At 58.5% G+C, this 21,495-nt stretch carries 23 protein-coding genes and 2 pseudogenes; 10 read left to right on the top strand and 15 right to left on the bottom strand.

What is annotated here, in order from left to right; translation table 11 throughout:
- The first annotated feature begins 1 nt into the window (after position 1).
- Positions 2–1,339, top strand: coding sequence for an O-antigen ligase family protein (locus AC0L2L_RS21790; protein WP_473581278.1), 1,338 nt, complete (start codon positions 2–4; stop codon positions 1,337–1,339).
- Here the strand turns inward: AC0L2L_RS21790 and AC0L2L_RS21785 are convergent.
- From AC0L2L_RS21785 to AC0L2L_RS21750, 8 genes are all read right to left on the bottom strand, one after another.
- The gene (locus AC0L2L_RS21785; protein WP_473581066.1) at positions 1,331–3,097 is read right to left on the bottom strand and encodes a tetratricopeptide repeat protein; all 1,767 of its coding nucleotides are present in this window, start codon (positions 3,095–3,097) and stop codon (positions 1,331–1,333) included. The two genes, AC0L2L_RS21790 and AC0L2L_RS21785, sit on opposite strands and share 9 nt — an antisense overlap.
- Positions 3,098–3,368: 271 nt before the next feature.
- Positions 3,369–4,211 (bottom strand): hypothetical protein, encoded by an 843-nt coding sequence (locus tag AC0L2L_RS21780; protein ID WP_473581064.1) that lies wholly within the window; start codon positions 4,209–4,211, stop codon positions 3,369–3,371.
- 61 nt (positions 4,212–4,272) lie between these two features.
- Positions 4,273–4,455 (bottom strand): hypothetical protein, encoded by a 183-nt coding sequence (locus AC0L2L_RS21775; protein WP_473581062.1) that lies wholly within the window; start codon positions 4,453–4,455, stop codon positions 4,273–4,275.
- 22 nt (positions 4,456–4,477) lie between these two features.
- Positions 4,478–5,866, bottom strand: a complete 1,389-nt coding sequence (locus AC0L2L_RS21770) for a gluzincin family metallopeptidase (RefSeq protein ID WP_473581060.1) — start codon at positions 5,864–5,866, stop codon at positions 4,478–4,480.
- A gap of 69 nt (positions 5,867–5,935) precedes the next feature.
- A complete protein-coding gene (locus AC0L2L_RS21765; protein ID WP_473581058.1) occupies positions 5,936–7,267 on the bottom strand; it encodes a TfuA-like protein in 1,332 nt (443 codons plus the stop codon).
- Positions 7,264–8,478, bottom strand: coding sequence for a YcaO-like family protein (locus AC0L2L_RS21760; protein WP_473581056.1), 1,215 nt, complete (start codon positions 8,476–8,478; stop codon positions 7,264–7,266). Before AC0L2L_RS21760 ends, AC0L2L_RS21765 begins: the two co-directional genes overlap by 4 nt.
- A gap of 190 nt (positions 8,479–8,668) precedes the next feature.
- Positions 8,669–9,781, bottom strand: coding sequence for a tyrosine-type recombinase/integrase (locus tag AC0L2L_RS21755; RefSeq protein ID WP_473581054.1), 1,113 nt, complete (start codon positions 9,779–9,781; stop codon positions 8,669–8,671).
- Positions 9,664–9,966, bottom strand: coding sequence for a helix-turn-helix domain-containing protein (locus tag AC0L2L_RS21750; RefSeq protein ID WP_473581052.1), 303 nt, complete (start codon positions 9,964–9,966; stop codon positions 9,664–9,666). The genes AC0L2L_RS21755 and AC0L2L_RS21750 overlap by 118 nt, the downstream gene beginning before the upstream one ends.
- Before the next feature lie 327 nt (positions 9,967–10,293).
- On the opposite strand from AC0L2L_RS21750, the gene AC0L2L_RS21745 reads away from it, so the two are divergent.
- Positions 10,294–11,460, top strand: a complete 1,167-nt coding sequence (locus tag AC0L2L_RS21745) for a hypothetical protein (RefSeq protein WP_473581051.1) — start codon at positions 10,294–10,296, stop codon at positions 11,458–11,460.
- Between the two features lie 141 nt (positions 11,461–11,601).
- The gene (locus AC0L2L_RS21740; protein WP_473581049.1) at positions 11,602–11,862 is read left to right on the top strand and encodes a hypothetical protein; all 261 of its coding nucleotides are present in this window, start codon (positions 11,602–11,604) and stop codon (positions 11,860–11,862) included.
- A 327-nt stretch (positions 11,863–12,189) separates the two neighbouring features.
- Here the strand turns inward: AC0L2L_RS21740 and AC0L2L_RS21735 are convergent, their stop codons facing one another.
- The 6 genes and pseudogenes from AC0L2L_RS21735 to AC0L2L_RS21710 all read right to left on the bottom strand — a co-directional run bounded on the left by AC0L2L_RS21735 (position 12,190) and on the right by AC0L2L_RS21710 (position 15,821).
- Positions 12,190–12,756: a hypothetical protein gene (locus AC0L2L_RS21735; protein ID WP_473581048.1), complete on the bottom strand. Its 567-nt coding sequence runs from the start codon at positions 12,754–12,756 to the stop codon at positions 12,190–12,192.
- Positions 12,757–12,758: 2 nt separating this feature from the next.
- The gene (locus tag AC0L2L_RS21730) at positions 12,759–13,619 is read right to left on the bottom strand and encodes a DUF4747 family protein (RefSeq protein WP_473581275.1); all 861 of its coding nucleotides are present in this window, start codon (positions 13,617–13,619) and stop codon (positions 12,759–12,761) included.
- Positions 13,620–14,059: 440 nt separating this feature from the next.
- Positions 14,060–14,476, bottom strand: a complete 417-nt coding sequence (locus AC0L2L_RS21725) for a hypothetical protein (RefSeq protein ID WP_473581046.1) — start codon at positions 14,474–14,476, stop codon at positions 14,060–14,062.
- 117 nt (positions 14,477–14,593) lie between these two features.
- Positions 14,594–14,668 (bottom strand): annotated as a pseudogene (locus AC0L2L_RS21720) (site-specific integrase); the annotation flags it as partial.
- 353 nt (positions 14,669–15,021) lie between these two features.
- Positions 15,022–15,237 (bottom strand): hypothetical protein, encoded by a 216-nt coding sequence (locus tag AC0L2L_RS21715; protein ID WP_473581044.1) that lies wholly within the window; start codon positions 15,235–15,237, stop codon positions 15,022–15,024.
- Between the two features lie 14 nt (positions 15,238–15,251).
- Complete coding sequence (locus tag AC0L2L_RS21710) at positions 15,252–15,821, bottom strand: transglutaminase domain-containing protein (protein ID WP_473581042.1); 570 nt, start codon at positions 15,819–15,821, stop codon at positions 15,252–15,254.
- 777 nt (positions 15,822–16,598) lie between these two features.
- On the opposite strand from AC0L2L_RS21710, the gene AC0L2L_RS21705 reads away from it, so the two are divergent.
- The 7 genes and pseudogenes from AC0L2L_RS21705 to AC0L2L_RS21675 all read left to right on the top strand — a co-directional run bounded on the left by AC0L2L_RS21705 (position 16,599) and on the right by AC0L2L_RS21675 (position 21,154).
- Positions 16,599–17,021 (top strand): Ros/MucR family transcriptional regulator, encoded by a 423-nt coding sequence (locus tag AC0L2L_RS21705; protein WP_473581040.1) that lies wholly within the window; start codon positions 16,599–16,601, stop codon positions 17,019–17,021.
- A 154-nt stretch (positions 17,022–17,175) separates the two neighbouring features.
- Entirely contained in the window at positions 17,176–17,853 is a 678-nt protein-coding gene (locus AC0L2L_RS21700; protein WP_473581038.1) for a TIGR02391 family protein, read from the top strand.
- 424 nt (positions 17,854–18,277) lie between these two features.
- Entirely contained in the window at positions 18,278–18,565 is a 288-nt protein-coding gene (locus AC0L2L_RS21695) for a hypothetical protein (protein ID WP_027170521.1), read from the top strand.
- Positions 18,565–18,945, top strand: a complete 381-nt coding sequence (locus AC0L2L_RS21690) for a hypothetical protein (RefSeq protein ID WP_473581036.1) — start codon at positions 18,565–18,567, stop codon at positions 18,943–18,945. The genes AC0L2L_RS21695 and AC0L2L_RS21690 overlap by 1 nt, the downstream gene beginning before the upstream one ends.
- A gap of 2 nt (positions 18,946–18,947) precedes the next feature.
- Positions 18,948–19,111: pseudogene (locus tag AC0L2L_RS21685) on the top strand (SOS response-associated peptidase); the annotation flags it as partial.
- A 566-nt stretch (positions 19,112–19,677) separates the two neighbouring features.
- The gene (locus AC0L2L_RS21680; protein ID WP_473581034.1) at positions 19,678–20,853 is read left to right on the top strand and encodes an MFS transporter; all 1,176 of its coding nucleotides are present in this window, start codon (positions 19,678–19,680) and stop codon (positions 20,851–20,853) included.
- 169 nt (positions 20,854–21,022) lie between these two features.
- On the top strand, positions 21,023–21,154 hold the full coding sequence (locus AC0L2L_RS21675) for a hypothetical protein (RefSeq protein ID WP_473581032.1): 132 nt from the start codon (positions 21,023–21,025) through the stop codon (positions 21,152–21,154).
- 1 nt (position 21,155) lies between these two features.
- On the opposite strand, the gene AC0L2L_RS21670 is transcribed toward AC0L2L_RS21675, so the two are convergent.
- A complete protein-coding gene (locus tag AC0L2L_RS21670; RefSeq protein ID WP_473581031.1) occupies positions 21,156–21,392 on the bottom strand; it encodes a hypothetical protein in 237 nt (78 codons plus the stop codon).
- Positions 21,393–21,495: the final 103 nt, after the last annotated feature.

Below are 21,495 nucleotides of genomic sequence, written 5' to 3'. Positions count from 1 at the left end.
CATCGCCCATGAGTTGCAACCGCAGGCTGTCAACAAGTTGCCGCCCACGGCTGTCAACCAGTTGCCGCCTAAAGCGGTCAACGCCAAGCTGATTTCGCTGATCGCGGCGGCCGCGATCGGCATCGGCATCCTGCTCTCCGGCTTCGTCATCAGCGAGCCCGCGCCTTACGAAATCTACATGGCCGGGCTGATCGCGGTCTGGGCGCTGTTCGGCCTCAGAATCTCGCGCGCCATCGTGCCGTTGCTGGTGCTGCTGGTGGCGATGAACATCGGCGGCATGGTCGCCATGACGCAGATGGCGGACCTCGCCAACACGCCGCTCTATCTCGCCGTCTCGCTGTTTCTCGCCTTCAGCGCGGTCTTTTTTGCCTCGGTGACCTCGGTCCAGCCGAGCCTCTACCGGCTGATTTTCATCGCTTATGTCGTGTCGGCGGTGGCGACGTCGCTGCTCGGCATCGCTGGCTATTTCCACGCCTTTCCGGGCGCGGAAATGTTCACCAAATACGATCGCGCCGCCGGCGCCTTCCAGGATCCGAACGTGTTCGGGCCATTCCTGGTGCTGCCCGGCACCTACCTGCTCTACCGGCTCTTGACCGGGCCGGTATCACGCATGCCGCTTTTGGCAGTGCCGCTGCTCGTCATCGCCGCCGGCATCTTCTTTTCCTTCTCGCGCGGCGCCTGGGGCATGTTCGCGGTGTCGGCGGTACTGCTCACCGCCTGCCTGTTCCTGCAAAGCGCCAGCGGCATGTTCCGGCTGCGGGTCGTGGTGATGACGATCGCGGCCATGGCGCTGCTCGTCATCGCCGTCATCGTCATCCTGCAACTGCCCGGCGTGTCGGACATGTTCAGCCAGCGCGCGCAGCTCGAGCAGAGCTACGACACCGCCCGGCTCGGCCGCTTTGCCCGCTACGCGATCGGCTTCCAACTGGCGATGGAGCATCCGTTCGGCATCGGCCCGCTGGTCTTCGGCACGATCTATGGCGAGGACACGCACGACATCTGGCTGAAGGCGCTGATGGATTATGGCTGGCTGGGCTTCGTCTCGTTCCTGACGCTAACCCTGTGGACGATTGCGGCAGGCTTCCGCATCCTTCTGCGCGACCGGCCGTGGCAGCCCTATCTGCTGTGCGCCTATGTCGCCTATCTCGGCAATATCGGCCTCGGCACCTTCATCGACATCGACCACTGGCGCCACCTCTATCTGCTGCTCGGGCTGATCTGGGGCGCTATCGCGCTGGAGTACCGGCATCAGCGGGAACTGCGGCTAGAGCAAGCGCTCGTTCCGGCGGTGGCCGCGCCACCTGACGCGCGCGAGAGCCGTGTGACCGTGCTACCTTAACCCGGCTTTTCGCAGGCCATCGACAAGCAACTCGGTGTCCTCCGGATGTTTGTGCGGGGGCACTTTGCGCCACTGCTCGGTGGTAAAGTTCGGGTGCACCTGCAACAACGCATGGGCATGCTTTTCCGCTTCCCGGGCGTTGCCGAGATGGGCATGGCTCGCTGCCATAAGCCGATGGCCCTCGGAGCCATCCCGCATCTTTTGCAACGTCTCTATCGTCTTTTCATATTGGCCCAGTTGAAAATAGGCATCGCCAAGATACCAAAGATAGGCATCGGGATAGTAAGGGTTCAGCCGCATCGCCCGCTCGAGCAGCTGCACGGAGCGCTCCGCCTGACGAACGTAGACAAGGCAGTCGCCCATTTCGGCCAGCAGGTCGGCGTCGTTGGGATTGAGTTGCAGGGCCCGTTCGTAGGCGGCGATCGCCGGATCGTGTTGCTTTTTGTAGAGGTGGGCCAAACCCATCTCGGAATAGCCGCGGGCATCGAGATCGTCATGCAGGACGGCGAGATTTGCCAGGTTCAACGCCTCGTTCAGCGCGCCTTCCGGATCCTTGGTCCAGGCATAACGCCATTCGACGTTGAACGTCCGCGACAGGGCCGCATAGCTGCGGGCATAGCGAGGATCGAGATTGCGTGCCTGCTCATAAAGCCGCCGGGCATGCGAATTGCTTTCCGGACGGAAGCGGAAGCTGAGATCCTGCCCGCGCAAGATCATGCCATAGGCATGAATGTTGGGATGGTTTTGCGATATCAGCCGTCGCTTCTCGGCCATGTCGATATGCACGGCCAGCCGCGACGCGGTCGTCGCCGTCACATCGTCCTGGAAGGCAAAGATGTCCTCGATGCTGCCGTCGTAGCGTTCCGACCAGATCGTATTCTCTGTCTGCGCCTCAATCAGGTCCATGGCAATCCGCAGACGAGTGCCCGCACGGCGCAGGCTTCCCGACAGGAGATAGCGAACGCCAAGCTGATTGGCGATCTCGCGCAGCGATTGCGTCCGCGCCACAACGGCCAGTGTCGAGTGCCGCGCGATCACCATCAGGTTGCGGAACCGGCACAGATTGGAAATCAGGTCGGCCACGACACCTTGGCACAAGTGAAAGTCCGCCGGATCGCCAGAAACGTTCTCGAGCGGCAGAACTGCCAGCGAACTCTCCGGGACGAAACGCTCGGGCGCGGGCGCGAAGGGCAGCGCCGAAATGCTGGGCTCGGCATGCGACAATTCGAAATCGACTGCGAAGACCTCCACCTCGTCAGCAATGTTTTTCAGCTTCTGCTTGCCCAGCGAGCGGAACGAACATTCGGTCTCACTGCGGATAATCTGGCGAACGGATTCAGCGATGCAGATGCCGCGCGGCGTCGCCAGCGACTGTATCCGCGCGGCCAAATTGATGCCGTGGCCATAGATCGCACCGTCGCTGGCGATCGTGTCTCCAACCGTGATGCCGATTCGATAGGCGATGGGTTCCTCGGCGCCTGACCATACCGCCTCGTTGGACATTTCCCGCTGCATCTCGATCGCGAAACGCAAAGCCAGCGCTGCACCAGGGAACAGTGCCACAAGGCCGTCGCCGGCGGTGTCGACAACTGAACCGCCGTAGTCGCTGACTAGGCCGCGTATGAGGTTGAGTGATCGGGTCAGGCGGACAACCGTCCCTGCCTCATCCTGATCCATGAGCCTGCTATAGCCGTGCACGTCCGCGTAGACGATCGCCGACAGCTTTCGATTAAGCATCTCGTATCGGCTGGTGACCATGGTCTTCCCCGCCGGTGTTCGCAGCATCACCGTAATTCAGCATAGCACGCGTAAACCGCCAACCCAGACGAGAAAAGAGAGACTTGCTCAAGGGAATATTGCCGTGATTTTAAATAATTAAGCACTTACTAATGTATAAATCAGGCCCGTTATATCCGCATCGATGCGATCGATGAGCGACTCGACGATCCGAAAGCCGATCCCAAGCGTCGCAAATCCTTGGCACGAGCGGGTATGCACCTGCTCGCGCCACGGAAGCACTCAATAAGGATCAGTCGCTGTTGCCGCCGCCGCGGGCGCTCATTCCTCTTGCACTCATGCCGCGCGCGCTCATCCCCCTTGCGCTCATCCCCCTTGCGCTCATTCCGCGCGCGCTCATTCCGGCAGAATCCATGCCGCCCGGTCCGCCGCCGAGTATCGCTGCAAGCAGCACATCCTCGAACATGCCTGTTTCGACATCCATGCGCACCGTGTAGTCGGCCTTGTCATACGACCAAACGCGCAGACCATCGGCGAAATCGAAGTCAGCGGCCGCGAGGCCTGTCAGTCCGGTCGGACTGGGTGAACGGGCGGGACTGAACGTGCCGAGGTCCTCCGCGACAAGCTCCCCATCACCGTGCACCAGGAATATTATGGGCCTTGGGAGGTCGTAGTAGCTCCCCTCAAAGCTGAAGCCATATATCCTTGCAAACCTGCCGTTTTGCAGTTGATCTTCAAGGAGCCTGTTCTTCCCGCTTCGGTTTGCCGCGCCTGGGCGGCGCCCGATGAATTCGAACCCGCCCTCAAGTTTCATGAAATAGCCGACGAAGCTATCCCCGCCGGTCACCTGGATTATTGCACCGACAGGAGTGTCATCTTTGGTCCACCGACCGTCCGCGCCGCCTACCGTGTACACGCCAATCTGATCCAGAACCTTCTGTTTCCAAACAACAATCTTGCTCTTATCCGCCAGACGCACACCATTCACGACCTTGTTGCCAGTCAATGCCGGTATGTTCTTGGCAGTCGCTACCTGCGCTACGATAGGATTTAGAAGTGGGTTCACCACCTGCAAATCGATCACAAAATGGCCGAATAGATTAATACCCGACACGCTAAGAAGACTCTCTACCATTGCCGCTACCCTCCGGTTTCTGGATCATGTTTATGACGTTAAACAGTATGATTTCTTGGCGTCATGCAGCCTTTCGCCCTTTGTTTTGTTTCTCAGCTGCTTCCAGCTCATGCGTCACAACATAAGCGCGGTCACTTTCACGCCATAATACGCTTACGATCCTGCCTCGCTTTTTGGATATGCTGTCTACATGGGCTTGCAACAATTCAATGTCGTCCATGATTTCCGTCACGACATAAGGCATTGGACATTCCTCCTCATCTGACTCAAAGAACGCCGGCCCTGCTTCTGGCCAGTCTGTCTCGCGTTCCCATCTGTCTCGCGACATGCAGATGCCGTGCACAACAAGCGCCGTGCCGCGCCGGCACGAATACCCGCGGCAAACCGAAGTGGCTTTTGGGCCCGAACGGCTTGATCTTGGGGCCGGCACTTATAAAATCGATCGCCCGGCGTTTGAGATTGACATCGATGATTTTGCGCCAGCGTCCGCCTGCCGCCTGTGCGTCAACGGCACGCAGCGTGTTGCCCACTTCGGCATAACTCAGATCGTCCGGCGAAAGCCGGCGCCAGGTTTCGGCGAGAAGCATGCCGAGCTCGTCGCGTGAGGCGACCAGTGCTTCGCGAAACTCCCAGGGCGACGCGGCATAGGCTTCATCGAACATCGGCTGGATGACGCGAAAATAGTCCGGGCTGTCCTCCAATTTGTCGGACAGGTCTTCTTGGTTTTGGGTGATCAGGCGCCGCGCCACGAGCTCCTCGTGGAAGAGGTCGACGAAAATGTCGAACATCGCGCCGGTGAGCGGTTGAGCGAGAGCGTGCTCGTCACTCCAACCGTGAACGAAATCACGCATCGTAAGCGGGTTGGCAGCAAGCCTGATCTGGCTGTTGCGGGACAGCTCCGCGATGCGGTTAACGAGATTGCGGGTGTAAAGATTGCCGTGGCTGGTTTCCAGCAACTCGTCGATCACGGAATCGAAATGCAGGGCCGCGACGAGCGCCGCCAGGTCGGCGGAGGATTCGTGGAAGCCGTAATATTCCGCGCTGGCCGTCCCGGGATCGGGCACGCCGATGACGGAATAGATGACGCAATGGCCGACCTCATGCGCGACAACGTCGAAGTTCAGGGTGAAGGGCTCGATCCAGCCATCCGTCGTCTTGTGGATGCCGACCTCCAAAAAGCCGTAACCCATGAAAGCGTTTTCCAGCAGGTTGCGCTGTATCACAAGTTCCAGGCGGTCGAGGTCGCGCCGGAAATGCCAGGTGATGGGATGACCGAAGTATTTCTCCCATACGTCGAGCGCGAAACGCACCGAGCCGAACAGATGCGCAGCCTCGAATTCCGGTTCTTCGGGGTCGATGTGATCGAAATGTCCGTCGACATCGGGAAACGCCGGCGGAAAAACGTCGCCGCGCCATGGCGGCATCAGATAGAGCGGGTCGCCGCGCAGATTTTGCGCAAGACCATAGGCAAACGCCTTGCCGATGGGGTCGATGACATACATGTGATCATCGCCTGGTCCCGGACCAACCGACCCGGCCGGCGACGACACGATCACGGTTTCGGGCCGATGAAATGCCTTCAGGATCGGCGCCTGGGCAAACAGCCGGAAGCGCGTCCCATTCTCGAATTCGGAGCTTTCCCCTCCAGATGTCACGCTTGTCCCCCTCGCATGGACAAAGGCATGCACGTCATACTGCGTAGGATATCGTCGGCGAATGCGGTTTCAAGTTAGCCCGTTTTCGTCAGTCAGGCCAGACTCATCGAGCGCGTGTCGGTGGACCGTGAGAGCATATCCATGAGCCAGCAGGTCATAGAAGCTGTCGGTGCCCGGCAATCCGATAGAAAGGGCATAGTCGGCAATGTCGCGAGGGACGGGGCGGCTGAGTTGTCTCTCGAAAAACCAGGCGGCAAGCAGGGCACGCGGCATTGGCGCGGACAATGACGATGGGTGACGCTGCCTGGCGAGCGCGCTGTCTCGATAGCCGGGATAGAGGTCGAGTTCGCGCAGCCGGTCGAGCATGCCTTGATGCAACTCGGCATCGCGCTCCCGCGCGAGCGTCTCGACAACCGCATCGTCCTCCGTCATGCGCTCGATCCCCGCGAGATCCGTTCCGTTTTCGCGTGCCCAGGCGACGACGTCGGCTTGCCGCATAAGCCCGCGCCGCGAGCGAAACTCGCCCATCGCGCGCTTGACCGCCTGGCGATCCGGCGCAGCTTCCTCGCCGCGGGCAAGCAGACGAAGCAGCGCGTCACGACGCAACTGGGCATAGTCGCCGCGCAGCCGGAGCTCGTCGAGAATGGCATCCTCCTCGGGGGTGGCTTTCGCACCGATCGAAGCTGCTTCGTTTCGCCAAGGCGCGTTGTGCCAGTTTTCCGTCCATTCGAAATGGAAGTCGGGAGGCGCCTGCGCAGCGCCGCTGCGGATAAACGCATCCATCTCCTTCAGCAGCTCGAACCCGTCTTCGCGCTTCCTGTCGACCTTGCCTGTTCGCAGCCAGAGCCCCAGTTCCTCCGCCTTTTTGGGATCGCCGACGTCTGCCAGGACGCCGGGCCAGGTTCTATCCCAGTAGAACCTGGCCTTGGACGACGCCGCCAAGCGCGCGCCTGTTGGCCTGTCGATCACCTTTTGCGCCACCGCCTGATCGAGCGTCGCGCGGATATTGACCATCGGTTCGCTCAGATGGACGTATCCCGTCTCCGGCGGGCCATGGATAAGCGCGACCTCGTCGTCGTCGGTGAGCTCGCCGTCGCGATAGGCTTCGAAAATGCGCCCGACGCCGCGCATGCCGAACGAATGCAACTCCGCGGCGCGCAGCGCGCCCATGCTTGACGCGCCAAATACGGCGATCCCGCGCGTCAGGGCCCAGAGTATCTCCTTATGCAAGACCGCTGGCTGACCATCGAAATAGCCGTCGATGACACCGATCGCTCCTGGGCCACCACGGGTGGCGGCATAAAGGTCGCCTTGGCGCACCGGTGGGCGGAATTCGAATCCATTGTAAGGCGCAATGTCTTGCGCGCGCAGACTCGGCCCGCAGAAGACGATCGGGTTCATTGTCCCTCTTGCGCCATGCGGCGAGCTCTCTCACCCGGCACATAGGCGTCATGATCGTCCGGGCCTTCAAGGCCAGGTATCACAACGCGAACGACAGGCAGGCCGATATCCTCCTTGGCCAGATCGACGGTGATGACCTCGCTGACACCTGCCGCCTGCAACCGTTCGATCAGCCATGCCACATTCTGCGCAACGTCCTGCGTCGCCCTCCCCGCCGCAGAGGCAACTCGCCCCGTGGCGGAACGTTCGGCCAGCAATTTTTCCGCGCGGCGGCGGCGTTTCTCGCGATATTCCTCTTCATATTCCTCTGCGGTCAGATCGTCCCTTGCCGCGGACACGTAGGTTGTGCGCACCTGAGCGGCCTCGATGATGGCCTTCAGCAAGGCGGTCTCCGGCACCGGGTGCGCAGCCGCGCCTATGCCATAGTGGCTGTTTCTGTCCCGGCGATCGGCAATCAGGCAGAAAAAGGCCGGCACGCCGAGGTCAGTGGTCGTTTCCCACGCTGCAACGTCGAAGTCTGCATTTTCCAGCTTCTTCAACACGTCACGGCTCGGGCCGTCCGGCGCGCTGCCGAGGTCGATACCGGTGCGCCGGCGGCGAGCGGACGACAGTTGGTTCCAGAGAGCAGTCGCGTCGCGTTCGACGATCTCGCAAATTCCATGATGGATCGCCTCGTCGGCCGTGTTTCCAGAGGCGAGACCGTTGCTGCTGCAGTCAAAGAAGCCGCTTCCAGGCGGCGGCGGGACGGTGAAGTTGGCCCGCACCGATTCGAACGGCAGCCAGCGCGGTTCGCCGGAGATCATCTCCCGGCCTTCTATCCAAAGCGTCACAACGTCCCTCGTGAACGCCCTGCCGGTGATGCGAGGCAGCCTCTCGATCTCGGCGAATCGGTGCGACCGGGAGAGTTCAGCCATGCTGCCGAGCTTCAGGGGGCGCTCGATATGCTCGGCATGGTAAAGTTCCGCCGCTTCCATGAGTCCCGAAGCCATGGCCGATTCCAGGTCGATGCCCTTGCCTTGCGAAACAGCCAGGGAACGGGCGTTGGGGCGACACACCATCACCACCGGTATGCCTATGCGATCGAGCCCGGTGACATTGGCGACCCTGGTGATGCCCATCCGCGCCCAGTGCGGGCGAACCCGGGCAATCGCGCTGCGAGCAAGCTCCGCGTGATAAGGAGTTCCTGGCACCGTGCCATTCGCCAACGACACTGAGGCTATCTCCTGGCCCCCGATAGATCGCGAGACCTTAGCGATTTCCGCTGGCGCGCAACAGAGCATGCCTGGCTGGTCGGCCAGGCACCGAATTCGGTTGACCCGCACCGCCTTATCACGATACATCGCCACCCGGTCCGGAGTGTAGCGCAGCCCGGTAGCGCACTTGACTGGGGGTCAAGGTTGCTTAGGCCGATTTCCTCTGGTTTTTCAATTCGCTAGAAGTCGTTTCTTCGACGCCGGTGTGGCTTCCGGTGTGATTTGCTGCCTCCATCGCAACGCGCATATCTTCGATCATCGCATGTGCGTATTTCGCCGTGGTGGCGATGTCTTCGTGGCCGAGCATCCTCTGGACGACCTTCATATTTCCGGTGCGTAGAGTTCGCGTGGCGGCGGTATGGCGCGTATCATGAAAGCGGAAGTTTTCAACCCCGGACTTAGCACGGGAGCGGCGCCAGGCCGTCTTGAAGCCCTCCATCGTGATCGGATAGCGCTTGCCCCGAACAAGGCCAAGCTGCTTGCTCGTCCTCTTCGCTGCATAGGTGAAGACGGCCGCGGAATGGTGCTCCCGAAGAGGCCAGAGCAGATCGTGGACTGCATCCGTCATTGGCAATATCCGGGTTTTGTTGCCCTTGCCCAGGACGGTGATGGTCTTGCCGGAGAAATCAACCCGCGACCAGGTGAGATCCACGATCTCCATCCGACGGCAACCCGTGAGGATCGCGAAACGGACTGCGGGTGCATAGTCATCGCGCATAGCCGTCAACAGGCGCTTTTCCTCGTCGAGGCTGGCCTCGCGGACACGCTCCTTCGGCTCCTTGAGCAGATGGCGGCTCCAGTCGATGTCGGCGACCGGCACCTTCCAGGTTTTCTTCGCCCGAGTCATGATCCCGCGCAGCGGGACGGTCGCGGTCCGATTGACGGTCGCGTTGCTGACACCATCCGCCCGACGTTTAGACACCATGGCTGCGACCTTTGAATCCGTAATGCGGTCGAGCGTTAGGTGCTTGCCGAAATGGCCCACGAGCCATCCGAGGAAGCGGAAATAGCTGTCGGAATTCGCCAGGTGCTGCCCGACTTCATGCCAAAAACGAGAGGTGGCGATCTCGAGGGACATTGGTCCCTCGGCGGTGAAAGCCGCCGCCTGCTTCGACCGCTCTCGAGCTTCCCGACGCTTCTCGTCTAAGACGCGTTCCGCCTGGCGCTTGTTGCTCGTGCCCGTGGAGCCTGAAAATCGACGACCGTGAAAGATGAAGTCGTAGTGATATTCTGGTTTGCCGTGTTTTCGATATACCGACACGCGTTCCTGCTCCGCCGCTCGATGAACTGCAGCAGGTCTTCTTGCCTGTAGCGACGGGTCGGCCGCCTACCATCGAGACCAATATTGACCCAGGGCAACTGACCGGCTTCGGTGAGCCAACGCATGTGCTTTGGGCTGATCGCGAGAAGTTTTGACGCTTCGGCTGGAGTAAGAAGGCGCTGCATATGTCCAATTATAGCGGAGACCTAGTTGGACTGAGGTTCACCCTACGTCATTTGGCGATCGTAAGGTTCGTCCCGCCATGTCACGCGCCGCTCCCATCGAATCTCCACAAGGGCAGCGAACCTTGTTCTCACTTCGTCGATCGTGACGGTCCCGATCACCTCCCTCAACTCGCGAGGCTCGTAGTAGCATGTGACGTTGCTGCGGGCGCAGCGGCTGACCGACACGATCGCTCGTGGCGGGCGAGTGCACTTCGTGGATCGCTCCTTGCGGTGGAAATTTCTTTTTGGGGTCGCACGAACTCTGGACAGGATGGGGTGACAGCTTCGATGAAAGTGTCGACGTCACCATTTGCTCACAACCGAATGACCACCGTTACCCGCACCACTCTCCACAACCTCGTCTGGACGAAATCCACGGAGGAGGTCGGCGCCGATCTGGGCGCTTCGGCCGGGACGATCTCTGCCATCTGTCGAGAAAACGATATACCGGTTCCGCCGCCGCATTATTGGCGAATGATCGCCAACGGCAGCCCACCGAAACGTCGAGCGCTGCCGACTGACAAGTTCAGGCGGAATCAGCTGGTGCAGATAGGGAGTCAGGTGGAGCCGGTGTTGAACCAGGAAGGGCCTTCAATCGACGAGATCACCGACGACAGGCCGACCCCCGCCGCGGCTCCGGTCGAGGTAACTGATCCGGTGGCGGTCAAGATACAGAAGGACCTCAGACGATCGTTGGTGGCTGGCGACGTCCGTTTACAATCGGACCTCATACGCGTCGATATCGGCCGCGATAGCATCCCTCGTGCTGCCAATCTCATCGCCAGTCTGAAGGCAGCCGTCGCCCAGAGGTCATGGAACGTCGCAGCCGATACCAAGGCTGGTGCGGCGGTCGACGGTGAGAAAGTCGAGCTGCAACTGTCCGAAGGATACACGCTCAGCACGCACATTCCTACCGCCAGAGAAATTCGCGACCACCGGAGCTACGGCCGCGCCATTCCTGAGCACGATCGCGTGAGGTCCGGCCATTTACAGCTTTCGATCACAAACGCGACCTATCTCGGCATCCGTCAGAAATGGGCTGACGGCAAACGCCAACGGATCGAAGATCTCCTGACCAGCTTCCTGGAGGGAGTTGAGCAGGCTGCAGCCGCATTGAAGCAACAGCGTATCGAGCGTGAGGAACGCGATCGCCGATGGGCGGAGGAGAGCAGGCGCAGGGAGGAACAACAGCGGCTGGAAGCGATCGATCGAGTGAGGGGCGCGATATTCAGACAGCAAGCATCGGACCATCAGGAAGCGGGGCGGCTGCGAGCATACGTCGTTGCCGTGAAAGACAAGCTCATTCCGGGTTCGAAGCACGAAGCTGCGGTTCAGGAATGGATCACCTGGGCGGAAGACTATGTCAGCCGGGTGGATCCTCTCAACCAGGGCTTGCCGATTCTCCTGAGCGATGAGGACGCTCTCAGTTTAAGGTGGCAATATCCTGAAAGGTAGGCAGCGAATGCGTCAGCGTGCCGTGGACGCCGATGTAGATGGTCCGAGACCGTTGCCGCGGCTTCGCCGGCCTTGTCTCAGGAATATGTCCGCCCGTTTCGTGGAGATGACGGAGCCGCCCGAATCCAGTCCTCGTTCTCGATGACCCTTCCGGTCAAGGATGACCAGGACGCCGCCGGGCAGCAGGAAGTCGCGTTGCGTTCCTTCTACAAGGTCGCGGCTGGCAGTTGTGCCATGGTGGTCGAGACTGTCGCCGACACATGCGAGATCGCCGGCTTGACCACTAACGTCAATGGTCGCAACCGCAATATCGATGGCTATGGCGGTTCGGCGATTACGGTGACCGGTCAAATCACGATGAAGGTCAAGTTCAAGGCCAGCTTGAGCGAGACAGCGCAGTAGGCTGAGATCCGTCTCGGGTTACGGCCGATCTCTTTGTTTTATGAGAAGATTTTGGTGGGTGTGCACAGGATCGAACTGGATTAGCTGTCTTGTATATACTTGATTTTATTATGTAATTGTCGGCACATGGAATGCTATTTGTAACATTGTGACGGGTTAAGAAATGGGCATTTCTGGGCTGTGGGAATCACCTGCTCGCTCGACCAGGCCAGGTTCGAATCCAGGTTCCCCAGCCAGATGTCTTTTTCGCAAGAAAATCATGCAATCAGTCGGAATTTAAAAATGCCAACCGGAACAGTTTTCCGGGGCATAGAACCGGAACCGGACTCACTGACCGCCCGATTCTCCGGGATCCTTGATTAAGGCTAGCCGATAAACGGCGAGAGCAGCCGCAACCATTAGCAACGTCGAATAGACGAATAGGAAGCAACCGATAAACGACCCCGCACGAGAAATCGCCAGGAAGCCTAGCTCAACCCTTGGGTAGGACCTCGCCAATACTCTCGCCAGGTCGGACGCCCAGCTTCCCTGATATAAGAACGTCCACGTCAAGCAGGTCACCTGCACGAAGATGAAATGAAAAAAGGTGGCGTTGATAGCCTCAAGGTAACTAACCCCCTGGGGTGACTGCACCTGTCGTAGTGCGCCCTTTAGTCGCCCACTCAATATGCTGAACAGGATCGCATATGTTCCCAGGCTGAATCCAAGGAGGTTGGGAATCAGGGTTCCTACTTTCTCAATCCACCTCGGCTCAATAAGCCATTGCGAATAGTCCAGTGCGGTGATGAGGATGGCGATGCCGAAAAATGGCGACGCAAGAACACCACGGATTCCGCCATATGAACGGAAATACCGCCTTAGCCACCTGGATAGCGTCAGCCACTGGCCAAACATCGCTATTTGTTCACTTGACCGCCCAACGAAATCAAGCCGAGAAATGCTGCCTGTTCGCTTTGAGCATCGGGGTCGAATTTGTCGTGGAACTCTTCAGGGAAATTCGTGCTATTCATACTCACAGCGCCCTTTCCATCACGACCCTTGACGTTCACCGACCCATTTTCTAACGCAATCTTGCTGATTTTTTTGATATCGTCGTCGGGTTTGATCGAGCTGTTTTCTTCGGCCCTATAAGATACCGTAATTTGCTTACTTTTTGTCTCTTCTAGATGCTTCTCGATATTCTTCTCGAAATCATCGTCGAATATGTCTGTATTCGGCTTGTATATAGTGATATCTATCTGTTTTATTCTACTTATAGAAAACATTCTATCAAGTGACGCCGCATCCTGCACGATTGATATTTGCGCTTCTCCGAACGCAGCCATGATCTCCATGTCTCTAGAAAGCGAACTGAAAAATCGCTGAGCCGACGTTGGAGTTAAGGTCTTCCCCTTGGAATAGGTTTGGACATACATTTTGTGTTTTTTAGTCTCAAATCTAAAGTAAAACGTCGAAGCATTCGGATATAGGTTCTCAGGTATATTAACCGTTGCTACTTGATCTCTTGTAGCGTCAGTAAGAATTTCCGCGTTAAACCATGTTCCGCTCCTATCTAGCTTGATAAACGTTGTAATAATACCGGAAATTATTCCGCTATTTGACTCGCGTCGGTCCAGAAGTGAGATCATTCCATACCTGTCACCATGGACTGGAGCGATTAGCCTCCTTTGGAATATTGATCCTATCCAATTCTCATAGATCTCCGGGCTATGCGGATGCAGGCGGATATTCAATGAGGCTGCTGATATTTTGATCATTCGAGCCACTAGCTGCCCTCCCCCATTTTTTTCCAGACTACATATTCGGCGCTCCTTTGCCACTTTAAAGTTACGCAAACTGGCAGGACGCTAGTGAGTCTCTTCGTTCGACCCTGGCTACTGGGCTGAGACAACCAGCCTTGCTTCCGATCAGATGGACGGCGAAGCAATCAAGTAGTAACTCTCTGCGATCAAGCACCACACATAGCCGACAACGAGTTAGGCGGCGCGGGCTTAGCAGAAGCCGCACTCCTGCTCCGGAACGTCAACAGCGTATGGCTTGACCCTAGAGTCGACGAACCGCTCACCAGCCCGGCACCTGAGATGGGGCTTTTAAAACCCGATCTTCTCATACGATCGAAGGCGAGTGGTTTGTTGCCAACGCCTATCTGCCTGTCTCGACGCTTGATGAAGACAGCGATACGGCCGGCGGCGCTTAGCTATTGAATGTGCAAGCTCGATTTGAGGCTCACGTCGATGCATTGCCACACCGTCGGCATGTCCGGCGGAGGGTCAAGAGCAGTGCCATCGTTGGCGCAAGCGAAGTTTACCCCCCAAGCCTCATCTCCCATTTTGACGTCGATGCAGTTTTGGAAGTCTCCAGCGGTGGCGCAGGCTTGGCGGGTCTTGCCGTAGTTCGCGCATCGCAAGGCTCTTTTGCAAAGGTCGACGTGTCGCTTCTGTCGTTCCGTTTGAGCAGCCTGCTCTTCGTCACGTTTTTGTATCTCTGAGGCCGTTGCCATGTGAGCAGTAGGGCGAGTGATTTGCCCCAGCGCGAAAGAAAAAAGCAATACGCCCACAATGAATACACCAAGCGCCTTCAGCGCCCGCTTTTCGGATGGTGTCGGCTGTATCATGTGCTCAGGCTTGCTCCATCTCGCGCCTATCCTTGCGCGTGGTGTCGCCGCGCGCAACGGCACCGCATGAGGGGCACCTATAGCGGCCGCTGCCGCCACCGCGTGCACCTAGGATCATTGCGTAGAAGGCGAAAGATTGCGAATCGTCATGTCTTCGATCATGCGCCGGCGAAGAGGGCTCAACTCGGCCATCTCAGTGCTCCTGTTCCAAGATTGCGCTTCAACAGCCGCAATCCTTCAAAACAGAAGCCTCAACCGCAAACCGACCCGCCAAATGCCGCGTCAGCGGCTTCGTTCAATCCCGTCTGATTTCAATCAGATCTTGAAACGCTCTAGCGGGTGTAACTCACAGCAACCATCTCATGAGATTCGTCGACACATCGGCGATGTGTCGAAGGTGTCGCGAGACAGGTGACGTCAAGACCGGGACCATCGCCGGTTGGCACTATACCGCAAGAGAACGGGCGAGCAGAATGATCCCTGCCCGTCCGTTTCTTTATGCTGTTGACGGGCCGGTAGGATGTTGACGTCGAAATATCCGGCGGCTAAGCGTCGTCATCGAGCAAGAAGGCGGCTGCGACGCCGACCGCGTAGGTAAACGCCTCTCTCCGGATCGGATCAGCAATGCCGGCGAGCCGTGCTGCGTCGTTCAGCGTGTCGACAATCTTGAGAATATCCAATTCGCCGTCGCCACCAAAATCGTCGGCGGCGTCATGCCAATAGTTGTCGTTTGCGGCAGCGGCCCCTAACTCGCGGATCATAGGGTTAGGCGCCACTATGCGGCCTCCCCTTTAATGCGGTTCCGCCTTACCATAGCCTCAACGCTTCGGCTGAACTTCTGCCACGTCTTTGCCGTCTTCATGGAAGGTCGCTTCCCCATGCGGGCGAGGATCGGGATAAACCGCTGGCCGAGCAACTCCGGTCGAATAACCCGAATATTGGCACTACCTGCCCCGTCGATTACGACGCCATCCGGCATCTCAACCCAAAAATGGCCGCCGTCTCCGAAGTCGAAGCTTCCGTCATGGCGGCAGACTTTGCCGCCCATCAGCCGGGCGGAATAGCCCGCCGCCCTAGCGCAGCCATGGACGATAGCACTAATCTCGCCGCAATTGCCTCGACCGTCCAGCAAGCCAAGTTCAGGCTTGCGTAGCATGTCCGCAAAAATCTCGGCGGCCTGCTCCGCCAACGAGACATACTTTTCACAGCCACCTTCATTCAGCACGAGGATTTTTATCGGGGTTTGAGAGTTGATGATATCAGTCGGCCGGTCGCTGGCGATATCGGCTGCCATCTCGTGGTGCATCAATGTAATTTGTCCTTTCAGGTTGGTTGAAGGGACCACCCATGTTTCACAGAAATTGTTGGTTTTCCATAGGATTATATAGGTGCATGTATATCGCGCCCGATCCAAGCAGTGACCAAATTGAGGGGCCCGTCTCCTCCACGATATATCAGGACGTCGGCCATATACCGACGATCTCGCCAAGTGCCTGAATGATTTTGATGCGTGGGCCGAAAGGTGATCCGGCGTCAAAACTCGAGGCGATACTTTCCAGTGCGTCGAGCGCAGCATGATAGGTATGCGAATGCAGGGTAGGCTTGCGGGTCCATGATTTCTAATGCGTAGGACCGGGCGCCAGACTTGTCAGCATCCGCCCACCTGCGGTCTCAAATGAGCTTGCATGTTGGGTGAGTCATCGTGAGTGAATCAACCGGTCAGGCGGAAATGGCTACGACTGGCACGATCTCAACGTCGTCGATAAGTTCGAGATACGCTCGCCGCTGCTTTCACATGTCGTTCCTTCACCAGGAGCAATGCTCGTCACTGGCGTCAAGGTCGCGTTCGATCCTCAACTCCCCTCGCCCCTCGAGTTGTGTTAGCCCCCCTAGACGCTGAAAGCCGATAGCCGATCGTGCCGGCCTGATCGCCCGCGGCATGGATAGCGGCGCGCTCATCCACTCGCGGCTCTTGCCTGTATGGTAGCGCGTTGGTGCCGATCACCCACGCAACTCTTACGCGGCTGGAATTTCTCCCAAAATTGGCTAAGAGATTTCAGCCATAGCCGCCACCAATAGGAGTAATTGAGTGCCGACAGAGATTGAGAACAGCCGAAGCCAATTGATCGCGCTCACTGCGGATATCGTGTCCGCCTACGTCAGCAACAACCCCATGCCGGTTGCCTCTCTCCCAGATTTGATCGCAAGCGTGAATTCGGCGCTTTCGAAGATCGGCGGACCGGTCGAACCCGAGTCACCGGCCCAGGCTCCCGCGGTCAATCCCAAGCGATCGGTGTTCCCCGACTACATCGTTTGCCTCGAGGACGGGAAAAAGTTCAAATCGCTGAAGCGTCATCTCGACGTGCACTACGGCCTGACGCCCGACGAGTATCGGGCCAAGTGGGGATTGAAGTCGGACTATCCGACGGTCGCGCCGAACTACGCGGCCCAGCGGTCGTCGCTGGCAAAGGCAGCCGGGCTCGGCCGGAAGGCGTCGGCCAAGCCGATGAGGAAAACGGCTGCCAAGAGCAAAGCGAAGGCGTGATCGGCCGGCCAGATGGTTTTGAAAGGGAAATAGGATGGCCCGCCGACCGGAACCAACTTTACGCTCAGCGAGCCTATCGGACGCGCAACTCCGCGCGGCTCTCCCTAGGCTGAAGAAGCGACTTCAGGAGCTATCTGCGCTCGACCTCCTTAGCTTGACGGAAAAGGACGGCGGGAATGTCCTCGATAGTTTTTCAACCAAGATCAATTCCACTCTTCGGGACGTTTTTGGAGCCGATACGCTGGAATATGCAGAATTCAGAATCGAGACATTCAAGCCGGTATTTAATGTCTGGTTTTCAGGGATGGACGACTCGCTGAGGGGCAACATCGACACGGTCGATGAGAAAGTCCGAGGTGGTATCTCCAAACTGAAATCAGTCATCGAAATTTTTGAAGAGCGGATAGTCGGTCACGAGAGCGAAAGCAGCATAGAAAGGACGGTCCGCGCTTACGGCGGGCTCGATCTCCAGCCCGAAATCGCGCGCGCGGCAAATCGGCTTTATCAGGATGGCCACTATGCCAACGCTGTAGAGGCTGCGGTGAAGGCACTCAACGGGTTAGTGCGTCTCCGCAGCGGGCTCGAGTTCGATGGCACGACGCTGATGGAGCGGGCGTTCAACCCCTCTAACCCAGCACTGAAGTTCAACGCCCTTCAGGATCAGAGCGACAAAGACGAACAGAAAGGCTTCATGCAGCTATTTAGTGGTGCTGTCTCGGGTCTGCGGAACCCCCGAGCACACGGCTTCATCAATGACGATGCAGAACGCGCCTTGGAGTTTATCGCCTTCGTCAGCCTTCTCGCGAAGCTTTTGGACGAAGCTCAGCCGTAGTCTGCCGCCGCGCCTACTCATCGCGCCAGATCACCCGCTTCTCCCACCGGATTTCGACAAGGCGTCGGAAGCGGATCGTGTGGGCCTGTTCACCAGTAGCGTGGAATAGCTGCGCACTCATCCACTCGCGGCACCACACCTCTGGCAGCGGACTTTCTGCCGGACCTCGTCAATCGTGACGTTGCCGATCACCTCCCGCAACTCGAGCGGCTTGTAGTAGCGCGTGACATTGCAGCGCGCGCAACGGATGCCGGCCACCTGCCCCGCATCATGGGCATGCGTCAAAGTCCAGGGGGCACCTCTCGGCCACTTCTCAGGTTGCTCGGGCATCTCCTGAAATGAGGAACATATTCCTGTGACGTCAAGGGGCTCTTGACTCTGATGTTCCTATTTTGTTCACTACAGGCAAAACGGAGACATTCCCATGAAACCGATGCGTGCAACTGAAGCCGAACAGCCCGAGATATTCGCCACAGTGAAGCGCGAGATGCCCGACATCCGCCGCGCTGTTGCAAAGATGGTCAAGCCACTGCGCGGTTTGTCCGACGTCAGTCAGAAGCAAGCTATTACGGAACTGACAGCGGCCTGGATTATGGCGATCTACCCGGACGATCTGGATTTGGCGATTTCACTTTCTGATGCGATGCGCGACCAGACCGACATTCATTTGCAGGAAGCCTGGAGGGTGCGCGGCCGGCAAAAGCAGCACTGATGGTCAGGCGGAGCAGAGGCCGGCCGCCGCCGACTATCGTCGATCGTGAATGGCCTCATCAAATCGCTCTGCCCGACGACCTCTGCACGGCACGCAACTACACGCTGATCCGCCAGTTCTGCGATGATCATGGCTTCGATCATTGGATACGCAAGGTGCAAGCGATCTGGCCAGACGGCCGCTATGAGGAATGGCGACTGCATTGCTTTCGCGATCCCGCCGCGGCGGAGGCTTTCCGCGCCCACTTCGGCGGCATAGTGTTCGACCCGGCGAGGGACCGCGAGGACGGTCGCGCGCTCGGCGTCTGGCGGCGCCAGGGCGCCTACGAGCGAATTCTGGAATTGGGGCCGCTCAGCGTGCCCAAAGCCCTGCGGAGCTAGATATGTGCAACCTCTATAATCTCACTACCACGCAGGAAGCCGTCCGCCAGTGGACAAGGCGATGCGTGACATTCTTGGCAACCTCGAGCCATCGGTCGACGTCTATCCGAACATGCCGGGCGCCGTGGTCCGCAATGCGTCGGACGGCCAGCGCGAACTCGCGTCGCCGTGCAGATAGGGATTGCCATCCGTAATCTCGACGACCACCAGTTTTGCACGCTCGATTACTGCCCGGTGCCACGCCCATCACAGACAAGAACCCAAAGCGCCCGCGCGATCCAAACCAGTTGGCGAAGTCGATTGTCTCGCTTGGCTCTGACACTGAATCGATATTGTTCCAATGATCAAGGTCGAGCATCAGGTTGTAGCCATCGCTGACCATCTCTCGCGGCGGTTTATTGCCGACTTCAACATCTGGTTCCGTGCGGCTTCGTCAATATCGACACAAACCAACAGGTTTAGCTGACCGCTTGCAGGGATCGCACATGATAGACTCGGTATGGCTTACCGGTGCTCTTGTCTTACTTGCGCTCGGCCTGCGCATCGTCGGCAAACTGTCTCGCCAACAGTTCCACCTGTGAAATCGCGAGCGCCAAATTCTTCGCCTATGCGTGGGACGCTGTAAGGGCACTTTATCGAGGTCCACGACTTACCAGCTAGCGAGATTACATGTTACTCTGCTAATGTAATAGAAAATGCGATGCCGCACCGCGCGGTGTTGGGAGGATTCAAGTGCGAAGCCGCTGGACCATTCTTGCTGCTTTGTTTGTCGCTCGTGCCGCCTTCGCATTTCAGTTCGGAAGTGTGGGAGCCGTGGCGCCACAGCTTAGCCAAAGCCTCGGTGCGAGCTTGGCTGATATCGGTATCCTTATTGGAATCTATTTTGCGCCGGGCATCCTGCTTGCCCTGCCCGGTGGCACGATCGGACGCCGCTATGGCGACAAGGCGACGGTTCTCGCAGGGCTCCTGGCAATGTTGGCTGGCGAATTGCTTATGACGACGTCGGCATCGTGGAGCATGCAGATCGCAGGTCGACTGATTGCGGGCACTGGCGGCATTCTCTTGAGCGTTCTGATGACCAAGATGGTCGCCGACTGGTTCACCGGTCGCGAAATCGCAACCGCGATGGCCATTTTCGTCAACTCGTGGCCGGTGGGCATCGCAATCTCGCTCATGCTCCTGCCATGGATCGGAGCGAGGTTTGGGCTTCATCTCGTCAACCTAGCCGTCGCAGGATGGATACTGATCGGCTTCGGCCTCATGGCCTTTGTCTATCGCTCGCCGGAGGCGGCACTGTCCGTGGAAGGCGAGCGAGGCAGTCTGACTTCGGAAACGGTCTATGCAGTCATTGCTGCTAGCTCGATCTGGTGTCTCTACAATATCGGTTTATCGATGATTTTCAGTTTCGGACCATCGATGCTGGTTGAGCGAGGCTGGTCCATGGCTGCAGCTGGATCAACGATCAGTATCGTGCTTTGGCTCGCAGCGCTTTCGGTCCCCTTCGGTGGTTTCCTCACAGATCAGACCAAACGTGGCGAAGCCATCATTGTCGCGGGGTGCATCGCCTTTGCCCTGCTGACAGTTCTCCTGTCGCGAAGCGGCCCGGTGCTTCCTATCGTCATTGCCGTCGGGGCCGTTTGCGGCCTGCCTGCCGGTGCGATCATGAGCCTTCCAGCGCGTGTGCTCGAGCGGAAAACGCGGGCGATCGGAATGGGAATATTCTATACGGCTTTCTATGCCGGGAGTCCGGTTGGATCGGCGATCGGCGGAAAGCTTTCCGCCTCGATCGGCTCCGCGAGCGCCGCACTCGACTTCGGTGCCGTCTTGCTCCTGATTTGCCCAGCCATTCTGTGGTTCTTCCGCCGTATCGTTGCTGGCCAGAATCGGCTGGCTGTTCCATCGACATAGCGCGAGAACACCGGGCCAAGGTGCTTGGATAGGTTTTGTTCGGTCAGGCGTAATTCACTAACTCTGCCATGGCCTTGAGGTCTGGCTTGACGATGCAAGCCCAGGCAAGAAGTTCGTCGAGGCCATTGTGGATTGCGTGCCGGAGGCTGAGTGGCAACGCGGCGAGATGATGCGGTCACTTCGTCGCCTGATCGCTGCGGACAACATGACGCAAAAGGAAAGCGCAAAGGTCGAGCCTGAACTGGCGATCGCACGGGCGATGATCCGCGCCGGCAACGCGGCGACACCCGCTCACCCGTAAGTCACTCTTCCCAGAAGTCCTTCAGCGACGCGTGTCGAAGCTTCTCCTCGCCCTTGAGGAACTTGATCCGCCCTACCAATCCCGGCTTTAGCCATTCGGCCTTCTCCTTCGCCAAGCCCTTCGGTGGCGGAGCGCCTGCCTTGCTCTGAACACCGTCCCATAGGGCCTGCCGTTTGTCGGCTTTGAACGTCACGAACGCACCACCCATATAGCGACCGTCGTCCGCCATGAGCACCATCGCCGGCTTCCCGGTCTCCCGTTTCATGCGTATTCCGACGAAGCCGGCCATCGATTCCGATTTGAAGCCGGCCAGTCATTCCGATTTCATTCCGGCCGGTGTT

The organism is Mesorhizobium sp. WSM4832 (assembly GCF_055811115.1).
The sequence above is the reverse complement of the archived record's forward strand: the minus strand, read 5'-3'. Positions and strand labels throughout refer to the sequence as shown.

What these genes read in the sequence shown, in the direction of transcription:
- AC0L2L_RS21765 (WP_473581058.1), bottom strand. Translation starts at nt 7,267, where the DNA reads ATGAACCCGATCGTCTTCTGCGGGCCGAGTCTGCGCGCGCAAGACATT.
- AC0L2L_RS21690 (WP_473581036.1), top strand. Translation starts at nt 18,565, where the DNA reads ATGGTCAGGCGGAGCAGAGGCCGGCCGCCGCCGACTATCGTCGATCGT.
- AC0L2L_RS21675 (WP_473581032.1), top strand. Translation starts at nt 21,023, where the DNA reads ATGCGGTCACTTCGTCGCCTGATCGCTGCGGACAACATGACGCAAAAG.
- AC0L2L_RS21670 (WP_473581031.1), bottom strand. Translation starts at nt 21,392, where the DNA reads ATGGTGCTCATGGCGGACGACGGTCGCTATATGGGTGGTGCGTTCGTG.
- AC0L2L_RS21695 (WP_027170521.1), top strand. Translation starts at nt 18,278, where the DNA reads ATGAAACCGATGCGTGCAACTGAAGCCGAACAGCCCGAGATATTCGCC.
- AC0L2L_RS21775 (WP_473581062.1), bottom strand. Translation starts at nt 4,455, where the DNA reads ATGCCTTATGTCGTGACGGAAATCATGGACGACATTGAATTGTTGCAA.
- AC0L2L_RS21780 (WP_473581064.1), bottom strand. Translation starts at nt 4,211, where the DNA reads ATGGTAGAGAGTCTTCTTAGCGTGTCGGGTATTAATCTATTCGGCCAT.
- AC0L2L_RS21745 (WP_473581051.1), top strand. Translation starts at nt 10,294, where the DNA reads ATGAAAGTGTCGACGTCACCATTTGCTCACAACCGAATGACCACCGTT.
- AC0L2L_RS21730 (WP_473581275.1), bottom strand. Translation starts at nt 13,619, where the DNA reads ATGATCAAAATATCAGCAGCCTCATTGAATATCCGCCTGCATCCGCAT.
- AC0L2L_RS21785 (WP_473581066.1), bottom strand. Translation starts at nt 3,097, where the DNA reads ATGGTCACCAGCCGATACGAGATGCTTAATCGAAAGCTGTCGGCGATC.
- AC0L2L_RS21750 (WP_473581052.1), bottom strand. Translation starts at nt 9,966, where the DNA reads ATGCAGCGCCTTCTTACTCCAGCCGAAGCGTCAAAACTTCTCGCGATC.
- AC0L2L_RS21725 (WP_473581046.1), bottom strand. Translation starts at nt 14,476, where the DNA reads ATGATACAGCCGACACCATCCGAAAAGCGGGCGCTGAAGGCGCTTGGT.
- AC0L2L_RS21715 (WP_473581044.1), bottom strand. Translation starts at nt 15,237, where the DNA reads ATGATCCGCGAGTTAGGGGCCGCTGCCGCAAACGACAACTATTGGCAT.
- AC0L2L_RS21740 (WP_473581049.1), top strand. Translation starts at nt 11,602, where the DNA reads ATGACCCTTCCGGTCAAGGATGACCAGGACGCCGCCGGGCAGCAGGAA.
- AC0L2L_RS21735 (WP_473581048.1), bottom strand. Translation starts at nt 12,756, where the DNA reads ATGTTTGGCCAGTGGCTGACGCTATCCAGGTGGCTAAGGCGGTATTTC.